Here is a 17,341-nt window from a genome sequence, read left to right as displayed (position 1 = left end):
GTGGCAGAGGTCAGTCAGGCAGACAACGGATCAGAACTGGACTTTGGTGCGATCCAAAAGGTGCTTGTTGTCGATGACAGCCGCCTGCAGCGGCGAATTCTGGTCGCTTCACTCAAGAAGTGGGGCTTTGACGTGCTTGAGGCCGACAGTGGTGACGTCGCAATTGAAATGTGTGCGTCGGATCCACCGGATCTGGTCCTTAGTGACTGGGTCATGCCGGGAATGAGCGGGTTGGACTTTTGCAAGGCGTTTCGCGCCCTGGACAGCAAGCAATACAGCTATTTTATTCTGCTGACGTCCAAAAGTGAAAAGCAAGAAGTGGCTCGCGGCCTGGATGCTGGTGCGGATGATTTTCTGATCAAACCGCTGGAGGCGGATGAACTGCGGGCGCGCATCTCGGCGGGTGCGCGTATTCTTGATATGCAGCGCGAGTTGTCTAGGAAAAACCAGTTGATCGAATCTGCGCTTGAGGAACTGCGCGTTGCCCACGATGCGATCGACAAAGACCTGATACAGGCGCGAAAAATACAGGAATCACTGGTCCCGGAACTGACGCGCGAGTTTGGTAAATCCCGGGTGAGTATGCTGCTGAAACCCTGCGGTCATATAGGAGGCGATCTGGTGGGGATGTTCTCTCCGGGTGTGAACAGGCTGGGGTTTTACAGTATCGATGTATCCGGACATGGCATCACGTCGGCCATGATGACGGCGCGATTGGGGGGCTACCTGTCCAGCAATCACTTTGATCAGAACGTTGCGATGGCGCGGCGGTTCGACAAATTTTACGCGTTGCTGCCACCTGAAGAGGTCGCGGAAACTCTGAATTCGCGGCTGATGGCAGACACGGGGATCGAAGAGTATTTTACGATGGTCTATGCCATCGTGGACCTGCGCAACGGGCATGTGAAAATGGTGCAGGCAGGGCACCCACATCCGCTGTTGCTATGTCAGGACGGAAGAACTGAATTTCTGGGTGAGGGCGGGTTGCCCATCGGATTGCTGCCGGACGTCACCTTTCAACGGACCGAGTTTTATATGCAGCCCGGTGACCGGCTATTGCTGTATTCCGATGGCTTTACGGAATGCAGTCTTGCCGATGGCGGCTTGCTGGAAGAGGACGGCTTGCTAAAGATGGCACTGGATTGCGGGTCGTGCCGAAGCGGAACTGAATTCCTGGACGATATGTTCTGGCGGCTGACGCAGGCCATGTCGCCCGGTCAGGGAATGGATGATGATATTTCGGCCGTATTCTTTGAATATAATGGTCACTGAAGCCGTTGTTCATGCAGCGCGGCAAAGTGGCGATCGCCGCCATTGCCCAGCATCTGAACCGCATCGGCAGTGTGCATCCACAGGGCTTCGTGGAACGGTTCAGATGGCGGTCCCATTCGCCGAACAGGACGGGCGCGATAGATGTGGCAAATCTTTTCAGCCCACAGATCGTATTCGGGCATATAAGTGAACCGACGAAAGGCACCGATGCGACGCGGCGATGCGATCAACCAGCCGGTTTCTTCGAACACTTCGCGGTGCAGGGCCGTGATCGGTGATTCGCCCGGATCAATTCCACCGCCGGGCAATTGTAGATCAGGCCCGGGTTCTGTCTGGCAGGTCAGCAAAAGGCTTTGGCCACGGGGCAGCAACGCATAAACTCCCACCCGGCGCGTGTATGTCCGCCCGGCTTGAGGGGTTTCACCAAACCGTCTGATCATGTATGGCCCCTTAAAACCCGAATAGTTCGACCTATATGCTGGCGGTATGCCAACCTGTGGCGTGTAAGGAAACCCCATGTCTCTTGGAACAAAAATCGCGTGGGACGATACCGTCCTGCCCTTTCAACTCGATGTATCGGACATCCGCGGCCGCGTAGCCCGTCTGGATGGTGTGCTTGACGGCATCCTGAAACAGCATGACTACCCCGAAAAGGTCGAGGCGTTGGTGGCCGAAATGGCCCTTCTGACTGCGCTGATCGGCCAGACAGTTGCGCTGCGCTGGAAGCTGTCTCTGCAGGTTCAGTCCAAGGGTGCTGTGCGCATGATTGCGACCGATTACTATGCCCCAAAGACCGAGGGTGAGCCGGCCCGTATTCGTGCCTATGCCAGCTTTGACCGCGACCGCCTGACAGACGGTGCTCCGTTCGATCAGGTGGGCGAGGGGTATTTTGCCATCATGATTGATCAGGGTGAGGGAACCCAACCTTATCAAGGCATCACCCCTCTGGACGGAGGATCGCTTAGCGCTTGTGCCGAGGCGTATTTCGCCCAGTCAGAACAGTTACCGACCCGGTTTTCGCTAAGCTTTGGCAAATCGACCGAGCCGGGCGTAGGCGAACACTGGCGTGCAGGTGGGGTCATGCTGCAGCACATGCCAAAAGCTTCGCCCTTTGTGGCCTCCGGTGAGGGCGAAGGGAACATCCTGACTGCAAATGATCTTGTCGATGGTGAAGAAGGCGAAAATTGGGGTCGCGTCAACGTGTTGTTGGACACGGTCGATGACCTGGAACTGATCGGCCCGTCAATTGCACCCACGGATTTATTGATCCGTCTGTTCCACGAAGAACAGCCTCGGGTCTACGATGCGCAGTCGGTGCAATTTGGGTGCACATGTTCCGAAGATCGTGTGCGGCAAAGTCTGTCGATTTATTCGGCCAAGGACATCGAGAAGATGACCACGCCCGAGGGTGACGTGACCGCCGATTGCCAGTTCTGTGGTGCGCATTACGTGCTTGATCCTTCTACGGTTGGGTTTGATGCGGACAACGCCTGATCCAACTGATCAGCTGCGGGCGGCCTTGCGCCGCCCTGGCGAAGGTTCAAGCGATTTCGACCTGAACCCCGATTTTGTTCTTCCCGAAGGCCGCAAACTCCGTCCCGCCGGAGTTTTGGTTCCGATTTCGCTGGTAGGTGGTGTGCCCCGCCTGATCCTTACAAAACGATCTTCGGCCCTTAAACATCACCCCGGACAGATTGCTTTTCCGGGTGGCAAACAGGACAAAGGCGATGCGGATGTAACCGCCACCGCTTTGCGCGAAGCCCAGGAAGAAATCGGCCTTCCACAGGAGTTGCCGGAAATTCTTGGCCACTTGCCGACGCATGAAACGGTGACGTCTTTCACCGTAACGCCTGTAGTTGCAATCTTGCGGGAAACTTTTCAATCCGCGCCCGAGCCGGGCGAAGTGGCCGAGGTGTTTTCAGTTCCTCTTGCACATGTGCTCAACCCTGCGAATTATATCGTTGAATCGCGTCGCTGGCGCGGACAAAGGCGGTATTATTTCACGGTACCTTTCGGCCCCTATTACATCTGGGGTGCAACAGCCCGAATTTTGCGGGGATTGGCAGCACGGATTAACGAATGACTCACATCACAGAAGACTGGGTGTCCGAACCTGCAACGCAACGGGTTTGCGCCGCCCTGACCGACGCTGGTTTCCAGGCTTTGTTTGTCGGCGGATGTGTCCGCAACGCGCTATTGGGATCTCCGGTATCAGATATCGATATCGCTACCGACGCGCGGCCTGAAAAAGTGGTCGAGCTGGCGCAGAAAGCGGGGCTTAAGGCCATACCCACCGGGATTGATCACGGCACAATCACCGTGGTTAGTCAGGGTATCCCGCATGAGATCACTACCTTTCGCCGTGATGTTGAAACGGATGGCCGTCGCGCAGTCGTCGCTTTTTCGGGCAAAGTCGAAGAGGATGCCGCACGTCGCGATTTCACGATGAATGCGATCTATGCGAGGCCTGACGGTATCGTTCTGGACCCTTTGAATGGCTTGCCTGATCTGCAGGCGCGTCGCGTCCGGTTTATCGGCACTGCTGCGAACCGAATTCGTGAGGATTACCTGCGGTCGCTGCGCTATTTCCGCTTTCACGCCTGGTATGGGGATGCCGAGGCTGGGTTTGATCCCGACGCTCTGGCGGCCATTGCGTCCAACCTGGACGGTCTGGCGGGTTTATCCCGCGAACGCGTTGGGGCCGAGCTATTGAAACTGTTGGGGGCACCTGATCCCGCGCCCTCCGTTGCAGCGATGCGCAGTGCCGGAGTTATGGTGCAACTATTGCCGGGCGCAGACGATCGTGCATTGGCACCATTGATCGCGTTGGAACAGCAGGCCGGCGCCGATCCGGAAACGGTGCGGCGACTGGCGGCCATTGCGCCGCCCGAGGTCGCGAAATCGTTGCGTCTTAGTCGTGCACAATTGCAGCGCCTGGCCCGTATGCGCGATGAAGCATCCAGCCCGGCCAGCTTTGCCGAATTGGGGTTTCGATACGGCGAAACAGACGGGCTGCATGAATCGCTTTTGCGTTGTGCCTTTCTGGAGCAGCCCTGGTCAGACACTATCAAACGCGATCTTCACGCTGGTGCCGCTGCGATCTTTCCGGTCAAGGCAACAGATCTGATCCCTGAATTCACCGGCCCCGCGCTGGGCAAGAAACTGGCTGAGCTTGAGGCGCAGTGGATTGCCTCGGGCTTCACGCTGGGTCGCGAAGACCTGCTAGGTGAATAAAGGAAGTCTCAAAAGGGGATGACAAGTAAATAAGTTTATGGTTACTTGCCCCTGTCACATGAATGGAGGGATGCGAATGTATTACGGGATCTGGGACAGCTAAGGCTGGAACACTTTGACCCGTAAGGGTGGTGTTCTGACGCCATCTTTCTTCGCATGACTAATTTTCTGCTCAACCGGAGCACTCTCCATGTTTCGCTATTTCGAAAACCTCGTTGACCCTTTTGTTGCCTACAAGGAAACCGACACACCGCCGACGCGGTTGTGGCCGTTCATGTTGGACTACTCGCAGCCATTCATGCGGGTGTTCTTCTGGGCTGGCTTGATTTCCGTCGTCGTTGCGGCGGTTGAGGTTGGCCTTATCTACTATATGGGTCGCGTAGTTGACCTGTTATCCGGTACGCCCACCGAAGTATGGCAGGACCACGGGACCGAACTGATCCTGCTGGCACTGTTTGTACTGTTCCTGCGCCCGCTGCTGCATGTCGTCGACGTGTTGCTTTTGAACAATACGATCCTGCCGAATTTTGGCACCCTGATCCGCTGGCGCGCGCATAAGCATGTACTACGCCAATCCGTGGGGTGGTTCGAGAATGACTTTGCCGGTCGCATTGCCAACCGGATCATGCAAACACCACCCGCTGCGGGTGAGGCCGTGTTTCAGGTGTTTGATGCGATCTCATTCTCAATAGCGTACCTGATTGGTGCCGCCGTCCTGTTGATGGCGGCCGATCCACGGTTGCTGTTGCCGCTGCTGGCATGGTTTGCGCTTTACGCGGTTCTGGTTCGCTGGACGGTAAAAAGGGTTGGCCCGGCCTCGCAGGCGGCATCGGATGCACGTTCGGCTGTCACGGGCCGGGTGGTGGACAGCTATACCAATATCCACTCGGTCAAGATGTTCGCTCATGGCGCGCAGGAACTGGACTATGCCCGCGAAGCTATTGAGGAAACGCGCCGCACCTTCCAGGTCGAGATGCGGATTTTCACGATCATGGACGCGGTTTTGGTCACGCTGAACGGTTTGCTGATCGTTGGGGTTGTGGGTTGGGCCATTTCCCTTTGGATGCAGGGCAGCGCATCGGTGGGTGTTGTCGCGGCAGCAACCGCATTGACCTTGCGCCTGAATGCAATGACTGGCTGGATCATGTGGGCGCTGACCAGCTTTTTCCGCCAGCTTGGTGTTGTGGCCGAGGGGATGCAGACGATTGCGCAGCCCATTGACCTGCTGGATGCTCCGGATGCCAAGCCGTTGCAACTGACCAGCGGTCAGATCGACATTCGCGATCTGTCGCACCACTACGGTCGCAAAACCGGTGGTCTGGATCACATCAATCTGACTATCCAACCGGGCGAAAAGATCGGCTTGATCGGGCGATCCGGTGCGGGAAAATCGACCCTGGTTAAGCTTCTTTTGCGGTTCTACGATGTCGAGCAGGGTGCGATTCTGATTGATGAACAGAACATCGCCAAGGTCACGCAGGATAGTTTGCGCAGCCATATCGGTATGGTTCAACAGGACAGCGCTCTGCTGCATCGTTCGGTGCGCGACAACATCCTCTATGGCCGTCCCGAAGCCACAGAAGAGCAGATGATTGCCGCCGCCAAGCAGGCCGAAGCCCATGAGTTCATTCTTGATCTGCAAGATCCCGAGGGGCGCACCGGCTACGACGCGCATGTGGGTGAGCGGGGCGTGAAGCTGTCTGGCGGTCAGCGGCAGCGCGTCACGCTGGCGCGGGTGATCCTGAAAGATGCACCAATCTTGCTGTTGGATGAGGCGACATCTGCCCTAGATTCCGAGGTCGAGGCGTCAATTCAGGAAACTCTTTACGGCATGATGCAAGGTAAAACCGTGATCGCCATTGCCCACCGGCTAAGTACCATCGCGCAGATGGACCGTATTCTGGTCATGGATGGCGGTCGGATCGTCGAAGAAGGCGGCCATTCCAAACTGTTGGCGCAAGGTGGGCTTTACGCCCAGTTCTGGGCACGGCAATCTGGGGGCTTCCTGAATCCGGAGGCCGCTGAATGAGGATTGCCGACCTCATAAATCCGTTCAGAAACATCGAAACGCCCCCGCCGCAAACGCTGGGGGCGTTCATTCGCTGGTGCCTGTCGGGTGCATGGCCAATGATTTTCGTTGCTGCTTTCTTTTCGGCCACGGCTGGCGCGATGGAAGCCGGTACAGCATGGATGTTAGGTCTGGTCATTGACGCGGCAACAACCAGCGGACCCGGCAATTTTTTGACTGCTAGAAACGTGTGGATGATCCTTGGTGTCGTTGCGTTTTTCATGCTACTGCGTCCGGCCCTGTTCGGGCTTTCGTCGCTGACCAACAACTACATCGTCATGCCCAACATCACGCCGCTGGTTCTGGCCAAGTTGAACCGGTGGACCCTGGGTCAGTCGGTCACCTATTTCGACGACGATTTCGCCGGTCGCATTGCGCAGAAGCAGATGCAAACATCCAATGCGATGGCGTCGGTGGTGTCCGAGACAATCAGTGCGATCGTGTTTGCCTTGGCCTCACTTGCGGGGTCTTTACTTTTGTTAGGGTCTATTCATCCGCTGGTGATGTTGCCGTTCGCGGCCTGGCTGGTGGTGTATTTTCTGCTGGTGCGCTGGTATTTGCCGCGCATTCGAATTCGCTCGGCGGCCCGGGCAGGCGCCCGCGCGATGGTGTCCGGGCAAGTTGTCGACACGATCACCAATATCAAGACCGTTAAACTATTCGCTCATTCGGAATTCGAAGATCAGGCCGCGCGGAATTCCATGGTCGATCTGCGAGAAAAGATGCTGGCTTTCGGGAGCCTGTCAGCCAGCTTCCGTTTTATCTTGATGCTGTTGGCCGGGGTTCTGCCGGTTTTGCTGATCGGCGCAACTCTATGGTTATGGCAAGCGGGGGCTGCAACCGCCGGCGACATCGTGGCCGCTGGGGCCATCTCCATCCGCATTGCCCAGATGACCGGCTGGGTCAGTTTCACACTGATGGGGCTTTATGCCAATGTGGGTGAGATCGAGAACGGTATGAAAACGCTGGCCAAGCGTGAACGGGTCGAGGATCAGGATGGTGCGGCGAACCTGTCCGTGCCTGAAGGTCAGATCACTTTTGACCAAGTCAGCTTTGCCTATGGTCGCGATATTGGCGGCGTATCGGACGTGAATATGACCGTCCACCCTGGCGAAAAGTTGGGCATTGTCGGCGCTTCGGGCGCAGGGAAATCAACCTTGGTTTCGTTGTTGTTACGCCTGTATGACGGCGAAAAGGGTGCGATCCTGATTGATGGCCAGGACGTATCCAAGGTGACGCAGGACAGTTTGCGTCGCCAGATCGGCATGGTCACGCAGGAAACGGCGATGTTCAATCGATCTGCGCGGGAGAATATTCTTTACGGCCGCCCTGACGCCTCGGAAGAGGAAATGATCGAGGCGGCCAAAAAGGCCGAGGCACATGAATTCATCCTCAGCCTTCAGGATGCCCACGGCCGCACCGGCTATGACGCGCATCTGGGCGAGCGCGGAGTGAAGCTTAGCGGTGGTCAGCGTCAGCGGATTGCGTTGGCGCGCGCCATCCTCAAGGATGCGCCTATTCTAGTACTGGATGAGGCGACCTCGGCGCTCGATTCCGAAGTTGAGGCCTCGATCCAGACAGCTTTGCACCGGGTGATGCATGGCAAGACGGTACTGGCAATTGCGCATCGTCTGTCGACGCTCAGCGAAATGGACCGGATCATAGTTCTGGATCAGGGGCGTATCGTTGAAACCGGCACTCATGACGCCTTGTTGGATCAGGGCGGGCTATATGCGCGGTTCTGGCATCGTCAGTCGGGCGGGTTCATTCAGGCGGAAGCTGCGGAATAAGGGTTTTGTTGCGGGCCAAGCCCCGGTATCAGGCGCTCATGACGCAAACCTACACCATTTCCCGCCTTGGCCATCAGGGCGACGGCATCGCTGATGGCCCCATTTACGCTCCGCGCACTTTGCCAGGTGAGGTGGTTAGCGGCACGTTGCTGGGCCAGTTCCTGACAAATATTCGCGTCGAAACGCCCTCGGACCAACGGGTTAAAGCTCCCTGTCGGCACTACAAGTCGTGTGGCGGATGCCAGCTGCAGCACGCGGCGGATGGGTTCGTTGCTGACTGGAAGGTTGACGTGGTGCGCACCGCGTTATCCGCACAGGGGTTGGAGGCCGTGATGCGCCCGATCCATACGTCGCCAGAACGGTCCCGCCGTCGCGCAACGATCGCGGTTCGACGGACCAAAAAGGGCACATTGGCCGGGTTCCACGGCCGCGCGTCAGATACGATCACCGAGATCCCGGATTGTCATCTGCTGGATCCGGCCCTGATTAAGGCCATTCCAGTTGCCGAAGCATTGGCGATTCTGGGCGGCAGCCGTAAGGGTGTGCTGGCTGTGACGTTAACCCTGTCCGAAGTCGGGCTGGATGTGGCGGTAAGTGGCGGCAAACCGCTGGACGGCCCACTTGAGTTGGCCCTGGCGCAGGCGACCGAGAAATACGGTCTGGCCCGGCTTAGCTGGGATGGTGAAGTTATTGCCATGCGCCAGCCGCCGGTCCAGCGCTTTGGCTTGGCGGGTGTCATCCCACCGCCTGGCGCGTTTCTACAGGCGACAAAAGACGGAGAACAGGCTCTGTTAAAGGCTGTTTCCGAATCTGTGGCTGGATCAAAGCGTATTTTAGATCTGTTCGCTGGCAGCGGCACATTCTCCTTGCCTTTGGCCGAAGAAGCAGAGGTTCACGCTGTTGAAGGTGAGCCTGCGATGACGCAAGCGCTGGATCAGGGTTGGCGCAAAGCGCAGGGCCTCAAACGGGTTACGACCGAGGCCCGTGACCTTTTTCGGCGACCGCTGATGCCGGATGAATTGAAGTCCTTTGATGCAGTTGTGATTGACCCACCACGCGCCGGGGCCGAAGCGCAAATGGTCGAGTTGGCGCATGCCCTGCGCCCGGTGATTTCTTATGTGTCCTGCAACCCGGTGACCTTCGCCCGCGATGCGAAAATGCTTGTTAATGCAGGCTACACCCTTGAATGGGTACAGGTCGTTGACCAATTTCGATGGTCGTCACACACCGAACTTGCCGCCCGGTTCACCCTGAACCCTTAAGACTTACAGGAGAACACCCGAATGGGGATCACCCAACGCCTGCTGACCCTTATCGAAGCACCAGCTTTCGGGAAGTTCATTACCGGTGTCATCATCTTTAACGCGATTCTGCTGGGGATGGAGACATCACCCACACTGATGGGCGTTGCAGGCCCGTTGATTGTGACACTGGACAGCCTTTGCCTGGCCATTTTCGTAGCCGAGATCGGGATGAAACTACTGGCAACTGGGCGCAGGTTTTTCACCAATGGTTGGAACGTGTTTGATTTTGTGATTGTAGGTATCGCTCTGGTGCCGGGTGGTTCCGGCCTGTCGGTGCTGCGGGCTTTGCGAATTCTGCGGGTTTTGCGTGTAATTTCGGTCGCGCCGCGCCTTCGTCGCGTGGTCGAAGGGTTCATCTCGGCTCTGCCGGGTATGGCCAGCGTTTTCCTTCTGATGGCGATCTTGTTTTACATCGGCGCGGTGATCTCGACCAAACTGTTCTCGCAGACCTTCCCGGGCTGGTTTGGTGACCTGGGCCTTTCGGCATACACACTGTTTCAGATCATGACGCTGGAAAGCTGGTCGATGGGTATCGTGCGCCCGGTAATGGAGATCTATCCTTACGCCTGGCTGTTCTTTGTGCCGTTCATTATGGTGACCACCTTTGCAGTGGTGAACCTGCTGGTTGGTCTGATCGTAAATTCGATGCAGGATGCGCATCATGCAGAGGACGAAGTCAAAACCGATGCCTATCGTGATGAAGTGCTAGAGCGGTTGGAAAGCATCGAGCGTCGCCTGACTGAGCAACAGAACATCAAAAAGTGATTTCAGTTTTTTCGATTTCTGGCATAATACACAAAAAAAGAGCAGCAGGCAGTGAACATGGATCGTCGAGCATTTGGATTGGGCGCAATGGCAACGCTGAGTCTTTCAGCGTGTGCTTCGGCCAGCCCCAGAATTCTGACCTACAACGGACCCGAAGTGACCTCTCTGGTCATAAACAAGAGTGCGCGTAAACTATATCTTTTGCACAATGATAAGATCCTGAAAGAATACAAGGTTGATCTTGGATTTGCGCCCAACGGCACCAAAGCAAAGCGGGGCGATGGACGCACACCGGAAGGCAGCTATCTGATTGATCGTCGCAATCCCAATAGCCGCTATCATCTGTCGCTAGGGATTTCGTACCCGAACTCTGAAGACGTCGCGAAAGCGAAGGCCATGGGTGTCGATCCAGGCGGAGATATCTTTATCCACGGACAGCCGAACCGTCGCAAAGAGCGTAAGCGCGCTAAAAAGACGTCGGATTGGACCGCGGGCTGCATCGCCGTCAAGAACGACGAGATCGAAGAGATCTATTCAATGGTAAACCGGGGCACGCTGATTACTCTGCGTCCCTAAGCGGTTTCCAGGGCCCAAATCCGAACTGCATATAGTCGCGTTGGTACGCCTGTGCGGACAGCGCCTCCAAGTTATAGTCATAAATCTCGGCCAACGAGAAGGGTGCATCTGGCTCGCTGAGTTCGGGTGAAGGTGGTGTATCGTGCCCCATCCGGCGCGCCAGATCGGGCAGTGCAGTTGTGACTTCGTCTTCCCGCAGGATCAGGTCGGGCAAAGCAAAAGGTGCCATTCCTTCAAGGGCCTGCGACTGGCTGCACCATGCCGCGTCAATGCGTATGGCTGTCTGCTGGGCAAGGTTTTGGCGCAGGAAAGTCAGGAATGCCGAAAATGCCTCATAATGTTGTTCAATCGGGTAATTGCCTTCGCGCAACTGTCCGGGGATAGGAATTTTTAGCCGGTTGCGCAGCACATGACGTATCTTGGGATACCCACCGGGACCCGTGTTTAAGATATGCTTGCAATAGGCGCGATGCGCCCGCGTCAAAGGATGTTGCAGCACGGTGAATTTTCGATGCCCGGGATTGGATTGAAACCACTGTCGCGTCTGCTTTCTGTTTTGATTGGTCAGTAATTGGTCGATTTCAACATGATCCAGCGTGGCCATCCACTTTGCCACGGGTTGTTCCATTCCGCCGCGGATCGGCATGTACATCAGGGGCGTTTTTGGTGCGGCAATGTAGTTTGCCACCAAAGGGCGCCGGCGTGGTTCGAAATTCGGAGTGCTGTGCAGGTTGTAGCTGTCGATCTGCGACAATGCCTGCTCCATCTCATCGGGGTTCGTCACCTTGGACAGTGCTGGTTCCGGGTTTTGCGGTTTGAGCGTTTCGTTGATTGCCGACAGCCTGCCGGACACACCCAACCAAGCGGCAAGCCCGTTCAGAATGGGCAGCTGGTTCAGGTCTTCATAGGCAATGTAAAACGGGGTCTGGCCGCTTTGTTGCAAACGCTGCGACAACAACAAGTGGAATTCATGCTGCCGGTTTAGGTATTTCATGAACGCTTCGGCGTCGAACTCAACCCGGGCTTCGCGGCGACGCTTGATGTTCTTCAGTTGCCACTGCTTTGTTTCGCGCGCGATCTTTAGTGAGATGAAACTGTCCAGCAGATTTCGTGTCAAAATGATCTTGGCGCAGCGCGGATCACTTAATGCAGGCTCTAACACGCGCGGATCATGCCCTTGAAAAAAGCGAAACCCGTTCAGTTCTCCGGGCGCTTGTCGGATCGCCTCAAGCAAAAAGGACGGTTCGTGATCCCGTTCCTCTAACGAGACGCCTAGTAGCGCGTCGGATTTAAGCCGGCCGATGAAATGGGGATTGAAAGCCTCGCCATGGCACGTAACCCCTTCGATGGCGTTCAGATTTGCCTCAAGCAGGTTGGAGCCGGTCCGCATGGCCGCAAGAATTATGAAATAGTCGAATTGGGGCGTCATAAAGGCTTACTGCACCAGATAGGGTTTTCGGTACGGCCGGACCCGATTGGCCAAACTGTCATCCGGTGGGAAGTCGCCCATCAGATAGGGATGCATGCCCTGGTTCTTGAGGTTTTGCAGGAACTGGCCAAAACCGGTGAGGTCCACCATTTTTGGCGCTTCGGTCAGGTGGCTGGTTTGGATGGTTCCGGTATCTTCGATTACGGTTTGCAAGGGCTCGACCGGAGATTCAACGAATTCCGCCAATGTCCACTTGCGTACGCGCGCTTTGGTCCAGACCGAAGACAGAATTTCCAATTGCTTGGTCTCGATCTGCTGCAGCCGGGCGGCCTCGGCCCGGATATCTGCAAAGTTCAAATTGGAACGAAACAGCGGAATAGCCCACGCCCCCGTTATGACTGAAATTTGTGCATTTTTGTCCCGGGCCAGGAACCAGTTGATCTTTTGCGTGTCAGCGGGACCGAACTGAAAGCACTGTTTTTCACCGCGCGTATTCCAGATCAGGTCGGAAATGAACGCTGTCGGGTTGTAGTCCCGCAGCGTTGCGCAATCACTGAGGCAACCGTTGATGATGGTCTCACCGCCGGCGAATTCAGCGCGTTGCGGACCAAACAGATGCCCGTGGACACGTGCGCCTGTGATGTTGGTCAACCAAGGCTCAAAATCTTCGAACACTTCGCTAAAGCCCTGAAACACCGAATACGGAGCAGAAGTCAGTCCGTTTTCATTGCCGTGCCGAGGAAAACGGCTTTGCATATACAGTCCGTCACGCCCGCGTGTGCGCCGTTCGACAGCTTTGGAAAAAACCCGGTCGATTTTGCTTGGGTTAGGTTCAGCGGGCTTCATGGCGCCGGCCTGATCGGTCAGAAAGGCCTGATACAGGCGATCCGCGTTGGGCCAGATTTTGCGGGCAACAAAACAATCGGACCTGCGCAGCAGTTGCAGGTGATCATCGTAGAAAATATGCGGACGGCCCTGGTAGTCGAACTTGGACAGGGTCAGCGACCGGCTTTCAATATGGGTGGAATACAGGCGCGCCAGCGTCTGGAAGTAGCTTTCGTCAGGTATCCAGACATGCCGAAAATACCGATCATAGGTCTCGCGTTTTGGATCCTGCAAAATGGCCGACAAGGTTTGGCGGGTCAGGCACCACCACTGGCTACCCATATGTGGCACCAGTCCTTCGGGTATGTTTCGGCGAATACGCAATGCGCGTTGCAGTTTCACATAGGCATCGAACAACCTGCGATTTTTGCGCCACGAAAACGGAAATCTCAGGGTAAAGCGTTCCTGATCCAGCCCCCCCATAGTCCAGCTGACATCAGAGGTTGTAGCGCTTTCGATAAAATCCACACGCGGCCGGTCCGCGAGGTAGTTGACCAGCTCATCTACTGGTCGCAAGGGAAGACAAGCCCCCGAAGTCAGAAAAACATGGCGCACATCCGGGAACGTCTTAAGCATCAGTGCGGCGGCAGATTGCGAGGCTGCAACGATACCCCAACCGCCCCAATTACAAACGTGACGGTCAGAAAACCGGATTAGCGGGTCATCTGAACAGGCGGCAACAAAGTCCGCGTAGGCCTTGGTTGGCACCTTGCGATCCACATGGATCACCACCGGGCATCCCGAAGCCGTCCAGTGGCGTGCCACTTGCCCGGCCCGGTTCAGTGCTGTGTGCACCAGCATGACAATGCCCAGATCGCTCATGCCCAGTTTCCTTTTGACATGAGACCCAGAATTTCAAGCTGTCGCCAGTTGATGTAGGCTTCGGACTTATCGCACCAGAACTCGGGTATATCCGCCAGATGTTCGGCATAGGCGCGATACTCGCCAGAGCTGCGGTAATGCTGTCCGCGCTCCATTTCTTCCCGGGCCTTCTCGCTCAGGGTGCTGATGAGTTTGGCGTGCAACAGCGCGCCGCTTGTCTTTTCACCACCCCATTCATCAAAAACCTGGTTCAACCCACGTGGCAGCAGCGAGTGGGTTGAGCTGACATAGACATAGCGCTTATCCCATTTCACCAACGGTATCTTGTTTAATGCAGGCGCTTTTTTGGGCTCGTCCTTAAAGAAAACACGGGCGCGGGGACCGCCTTGGATCCACAGGTTCCCGTAAGTCGGATTTTTCGTGATCGAGTAGTTGCCCGCATCAAACCATTTGGCGATTTCGAACGGGTTTTGACCCTCGGTATAAACGGCGTCCTCGACTGGCCCTTCAGGATACATGTCGATCAGCATCGCGCTGAAGCTGCGCACGGCGCAGCCGTCCAACCAGTCGGTCAGGGCGCGAATTGGGCGTGTGTCGCAAAACGGGTAGATGAAGAACTCGTCCGGATCGACTGTCAGAACCCAGTGCCGGTGTGCAAACTTTCGCAGCAGGTAGTTTGTCCAGTCCACCCCAAATGACGCGCGCCTATAGCTTGCATCGGCGCGCCAGACCGACACATCGGGTTGCTCCGACAGGTACTCGAGTGACCCGTCGTCGCTGGCATTGTCAACGAACAGAAAATGGTTAATGCCCAGCTGTCGGTAGTAGTCCAGAAAATACGGAAGGCGGATTTTCTCATTGCGTATGACGCTGACCAGAAGAATGTCAGTTCGTCCTATTGAATTTGTGTTTACGAAAACCGGAACAAGGTCGCGCCGTTTTCGAAGACAGCGCAAGATACGGCGCTTGCGCCGCAATCTCATCCGGTATGAATCCAATAGGCCCACGCGACTGCCCAACCTTTGTTAATTACGCGAGCGTGCCCAGAGCCTGTACAAGCCAGAGTGGTACCGGGCAATTGCCGTTTTATGCCATTTTTCCCTATTTCGAAGCAACGACTTTAAAAACCGTTAGTTTGAGTTGTGACCTTCCCAGTCGATTTCTCCCATCAGGCCCAATTGCTGCAAATATCTCCAACCGTCGTATAGCGCTGAGTCCGGCACCCATACGACTGGGCGTTCCATGATGCCGTCATAGTATCCGGCAAACTGTTCAGGGTCGTGAAAATGCTGCCGGCGTCTTTTCTCGATCTTTGATTTTTCCACAACTTCGGGCAGGAACTTTGTGTGCAACAAAACGCCGGAAGGCGCAGTGCCTCCAGGACCTTCGTAGACGGCGTTCAAATGGCGGGGCAAGGCGGAATGGCACGAATTCACATATGCATAGCGCCGTGACCATCGGACCAGTGGAATTTTATTCAGCGTTGGAGATCGACGCGGATTATCCGCAAAAAACATACGTTCGCGCGCGCCGCCCTGCACCCACAGGTTTCCCAGCGGGCTTTGCCGTCGCGCACGATAGGGAGCGGCATCAAACCACCCCAGAACGTCGGTCGGGTCGGTCTCAGGTTCGTAGTTTTGTTCCCCCAGAGGGCCTTTGGGATAAAGATCCAGCATTAATGCGCCAAACGCGGCTCGCCCTTGATCATCAAGCCATTTCGTCAAGTCGTGCAACGGGTGGGTGTCGTGATCAGGGTAGACCAGTAACTCATCCGCATCGACCATCAGGGTCCAGTGGTTGTGGCCATAGCGCAATTGCAGCCAAGTCAACCAATCCAGCCCATAGCGCGACGTGCGATAGCTGTCTTGTGTCTGCCACAGCGACACGTCAGCTTGCTCTTGGAGAAAGGGTACCGAGCCGTCATCGCTATCGTTGTCGACGATCAGAAAGTGATCGACGCCCAATGTACGATAGTGGTGCAGGAACCAAGGTAGGCGCGCGATTTCGTTGCGGACCGTGGTGAAAGCCAGTACGTCGCCAGGTTTGATGGTCGCGGTACGGTTGATCAATCCAGACAATTGATGACGGCTGCGAAAAGATCGCCACAACAGCCGCTGTCGTTTCAATCGTAACCGGTACTTTTGCGCCCATGAGATGGGCGGAAGCGTGTCTTCCCCGATAGCGGTCACGATGGGCTCATTTATCGTAATGGCCATTCTGATGCCACCGCCAGGCATCGGCAACCATCGTCTCTAACGTGGATCTGTTTGGGGTCCAACCCAGTTCCTCGTTAGCGCGGACTGAGCCAGAGACCAGCTTGGTGCAATCCCCCGCCCGGCGCGGTCCGGTCGTATAGGGTACATCGCGGTTGGTCACGGCCTTTGAGTGGCTGATCACTTCCATCACCGAAAATCCTGACCCGGTTCCGAGGTTGAAAACGCGGCTGTCTTTGCCTTGTTCCAACCAGTTCAATCCCAAAACATGGGCGTCAACCAGGTCGCAAACATGCACGTAGTCGCGAATGCAGGTGCCGTCAGGGGTGTCATAATCCGTCCCGAATACGGTCAGCCCGTCGCGCTTGCCGTCGATGGCGTCCAGCATCAAAGGCACAAGGTGCGTTTCGGGTCGGTGAAACTCGCCAACTTCGCCATCCGGGTCGGCACCCGCCACGTTGAAATATCGAAAGATCACATGATTCAGGCCGTGCGCCGCCTGGAAATCGCGCAGTATATCCTCGATGGCACGTTTTGAGGCCCCATAGGCGTTCAGCGGCAGTTGCGGCGTGTCTTCATCCAGCACTACATTGTCGTGCTCACCATAGGTGGCACAGGTGGATGAGAAGACAAAATTGAGACAGCCGGCGGCCACTGCGGCTTCAATCAAAGTCAGCGAACCGGTCACGTTGTTCGACCAGTATTTGCCGGGCTCGGACATCGCCTCGCCCACCTGGCTGAGGGCCGCAAAGTGCATAACGGCCACGGGTTCGTATTTGGCGAACACTTCATCCAACCGGGCGCGATCCAACAGATCGCCCTGTTCAAACGGCCCGAATTTTACCGCTTCCTGCCAACCAGTTGCCAGGTTGTCGAAAGTGACCGGTATGTAACCGGCCCGAGACAGCGCTTTGCATGCATGAGATCCAATGTACCCGGCGCCACCGGTGACAAGAATGTTTTTCATAATTCGTTCCGAATTG

The 17,341-nt window shown here is 56.1% G+C and carries 15 protein-coding genes; 9 read left to right on the top strand and 6 right to left on the bottom strand.

What is annotated here, in order from left to right; all coding sequences use genetic code 11:
- The gene (locus ACR0AK_RS20870) at positions 1-1,272 is read left to right on the top strand and encodes a PP2C family protein-serine/threonine phosphatase (protein ID WP_480794831.1); all 1,272 of its coding nucleotides are present in this window, start codon (positions 1-3) and stop codon (positions 1,270-1,272) included.
- Here the strand turns inward: ACR0AK_RS20870 and ACR0AK_RS20865 are convergent.
- Complete coding sequence (locus ACR0AK_RS20865) at positions 1,266-1,712, bottom strand: NUDIX hydrolase (RefSeq protein ID WP_480794830.1); 447 nt, start codon at positions 1,710-1,712, stop codon at positions 1,266-1,268. The genes ACR0AK_RS20870 and ACR0AK_RS20865 overlap by 7 nt on opposite strands.
- A 76-nt stretch (positions 1,713-1,788) precedes the next feature.
- On the opposite strand from ACR0AK_RS20865, the gene hslO reads away from it, so the two are divergent.
- From hslO to ACR0AK_RS20825, 8 genes are all read left to right on the top strand, one after another.
- A complete protein-coding gene (gene hslO / locus ACR0AK_RS20860; RefSeq protein ID WP_170564088.1) occupies positions 1,789-2,766 on the top strand; it encodes an Hsp33 family molecular chaperone HslO in 978 nt (325 codons plus the stop codon).
- Positions 2,750-3,355: a CoA pyrophosphatase gene (locus ACR0AK_RS20855; protein WP_170564091.1), complete on the top strand. Its 606-nt coding sequence runs from the start codon at positions 2,750-2,752 to the stop codon at positions 3,353-3,355. The genes hslO and ACR0AK_RS20855 overlap by 17 nt, the downstream gene beginning before the upstream one ends.
- Positions 3,352-4,506, top strand: a complete 1,155-nt coding sequence (locus tag ACR0AK_RS20850) for a CCA tRNA nucleotidyltransferase (RefSeq protein ID WP_480794829.1) — start codon at positions 3,352-3,354, stop codon at positions 4,504-4,506. Before ACR0AK_RS20855 ends, ACR0AK_RS20850 begins: the two co-directional genes overlap by 4 nt.
- A gap of 190 nt (positions 4,507-4,696) precedes the next feature.
- Positions 4,697-6,535, top strand: coding sequence for an ABC transporter ATP-binding protein (locus tag ACR0AK_RS20845; protein WP_480794828.1), 1,839 nt, complete (start codon positions 4,697-4,699; stop codon positions 6,533-6,535).
- Positions 6,532-8,364: an ABC transporter ATP-binding protein gene (locus ACR0AK_RS20840; RefSeq protein WP_480794827.1), complete on the top strand. Its 1,833-nt coding sequence runs from the start codon at positions 6,532-6,534 to the stop codon at positions 8,362-8,364. Before ACR0AK_RS20845 ends, ACR0AK_RS20840 begins: the two co-directional genes overlap by 4 nt.
- A 38-nt stretch (positions 8,365-8,402) precedes the next feature.
- Complete coding sequence (locus ACR0AK_RS20835; protein ID WP_480794826.1) at positions 8,403-9,626, top strand: class I SAM-dependent RNA methyltransferase; 1,224 nt, start codon at positions 8,403-8,405, stop codon at positions 9,624-9,626.
- Positions 9,627-9,647: 21 nt separating this feature from the next.
- Complete coding sequence (locus ACR0AK_RS20830) at positions 9,648-10,433, top strand: ion transporter (RefSeq protein WP_480794825.1); 786 nt, start codon at positions 9,648-9,650, stop codon at positions 10,431-10,433.
- Positions 10,434-10,490: 57 nt separating this feature from the next.
- A complete protein-coding gene (locus tag ACR0AK_RS20825; RefSeq protein ID WP_170564109.1) occupies positions 10,491-11,009 on the top strand; it encodes a L,D-transpeptidase family protein in 519 nt (172 codons plus the stop codon).
- Here the strand turns inward: ACR0AK_RS20825 and ACR0AK_RS20820 are convergent.
- The 5 genes from ACR0AK_RS20820 to galE all read right to left on the bottom strand — a co-directional run bounded on the left by ACR0AK_RS20820 (position 10,993) and on the right by galE (position 17,325).
- A complete protein-coding gene (locus ACR0AK_RS20820; RefSeq protein ID WP_480794824.1) occupies positions 10,993-12,438 on the bottom strand; it encodes a nodulation protein NodH in 1,446 nt (481 codons plus the stop codon). The genes ACR0AK_RS20825 and ACR0AK_RS20820 overlap by 17 nt on opposite strands.
- Before the next feature lie 6 nt (positions 12,439-12,444).
- Positions 12,445-14,145 (bottom strand): DUF5927 domain-containing protein, encoded by a 1,701-nt coding sequence (locus ACR0AK_RS20815; RefSeq protein ID WP_480794823.1) that lies wholly within the window; start codon positions 14,143-14,145, stop codon positions 12,445-12,447.
- Complete coding sequence (locus ACR0AK_RS20810) at positions 14,142-15,128, bottom strand: glycosyltransferase family 2 protein (protein ID WP_480794822.1); 987 nt, start codon at positions 15,126-15,128, stop codon at positions 14,142-14,144. The genes ACR0AK_RS20815 and ACR0AK_RS20810 overlap by 4 nt, the downstream gene beginning before the upstream one ends.
- 147 nt (positions 15,129-15,275) lie before the next feature.
- The gene (locus ACR0AK_RS20805) at positions 15,276-16,361 is read right to left on the bottom strand and encodes a glycosyltransferase family 2 protein (RefSeq protein WP_170564122.1); all 1,086 of its coding nucleotides are present in this window, start codon (positions 16,359-16,361) and stop codon (positions 15,276-15,278) included.
- Positions 16,342-17,325 (bottom strand): UDP-glucose 4-epimerase GalE, encoded by a 984-nt coding sequence (gene galE, locus ACR0AK_RS20800; protein WP_170564125.1) that lies wholly within the window; start codon positions 17,323-17,325, stop codon positions 16,342-16,344. Before galE ends, ACR0AK_RS20805 begins: the two co-directional genes overlap by 20 nt.
- Positions 17,326-17,341 lie beyond the last annotated feature (16 nt).

The organism is Ruegeria sp. BI12 (assembly GCF_056537985.1).
Note: the sequence above shows the minus strand (reverse complement) of the source record. Positions and strands in the feature narration are given on the sequence as shown.

Coding starts and splice junctions, on each gene's coding strand:
- galE (WP_170564125.1), bottom strand. CDS start 17,325: ATGAAAAACATTCTTGTCACCGGTGGCGCCGGGTACATTGGATCTCAT.
- ACR0AK_RS20835 (WP_480794826.1), top strand. CDS start 8,403: ATGACGCAAACCTACACCATTTCCCGCCTTGGCCATCAGGGCGACGGC.
- ACR0AK_RS20815 (WP_480794823.1), bottom strand. CDS start 14,145: ATGAGCGATCTGGGCATTGTCATGCTGGTGCACACAGCACTGAACCGG.
- ACR0AK_RS20805 (WP_170564122.1), bottom strand. CDS start 16,361: ATGGCCATTACGATAAATGAGCCCATCGTGACCGCTATCGGGGAAGAC.
- ACR0AK_RS20840 (WP_480794827.1), top strand. CDS start 6,532: ATGAGGATTGCCGACCTCATAAATCCGTTCAGAAACATCGAAACGCCC.
- ACR0AK_RS20850 (WP_480794829.1), top strand. CDS start 3,352: ATGACTCACATCACAGAAGACTGGGTGTCCGAACCTGCAACGCAACGG.
- ACR0AK_RS20865 (WP_480794830.1), bottom strand. CDS start 1,712: ATGATCAGACGGTTTGGTGAAACCCCTCAAGCCGGGCGGACATACACG.
- ACR0AK_RS20845 (WP_480794828.1), top strand. CDS start 4,697: ATGTTTCGCTATTTCGAAAACCTCGTTGACCCTTTTGTTGCCTACAAG.
- hslO (WP_170564088.1), top strand. CDS start 1,789: ATGTCTCTTGGAACAAAAATCGCGTGGGACGATACCGTCCTGCCCTTT.
- ACR0AK_RS20825 (WP_170564109.1), top strand. CDS start 10,491: ATGGATCGTCGAGCATTTGGATTGGGCGCAATGGCAACGCTGAGTCTT.
- ACR0AK_RS20820 (WP_480794824.1), bottom strand. CDS start 12,438: ATGACGCCCCAATTCGACTATTTCATAATTCTTGCGGCCATGCGGACC.
- ACR0AK_RS20855 (WP_170564091.1), top strand. CDS start 2,750: ATGCGGACAACGCCTGATCCAACTGATCAGCTGCGGGCGGCCTTGCGC.
- ACR0AK_RS20830 (WP_480794825.1), top strand. CDS start 9,648: ATGGGGATCACCCAACGCCTGCTGACCCTTATCGAAGCACCAGCTTTC.
- ACR0AK_RS20810 (WP_480794822.1), bottom strand. CDS start 15,128: ATGAGATTGCGGCGCAAGCGCCGTATCTTGCGCTGTCTTCGAAAACGG.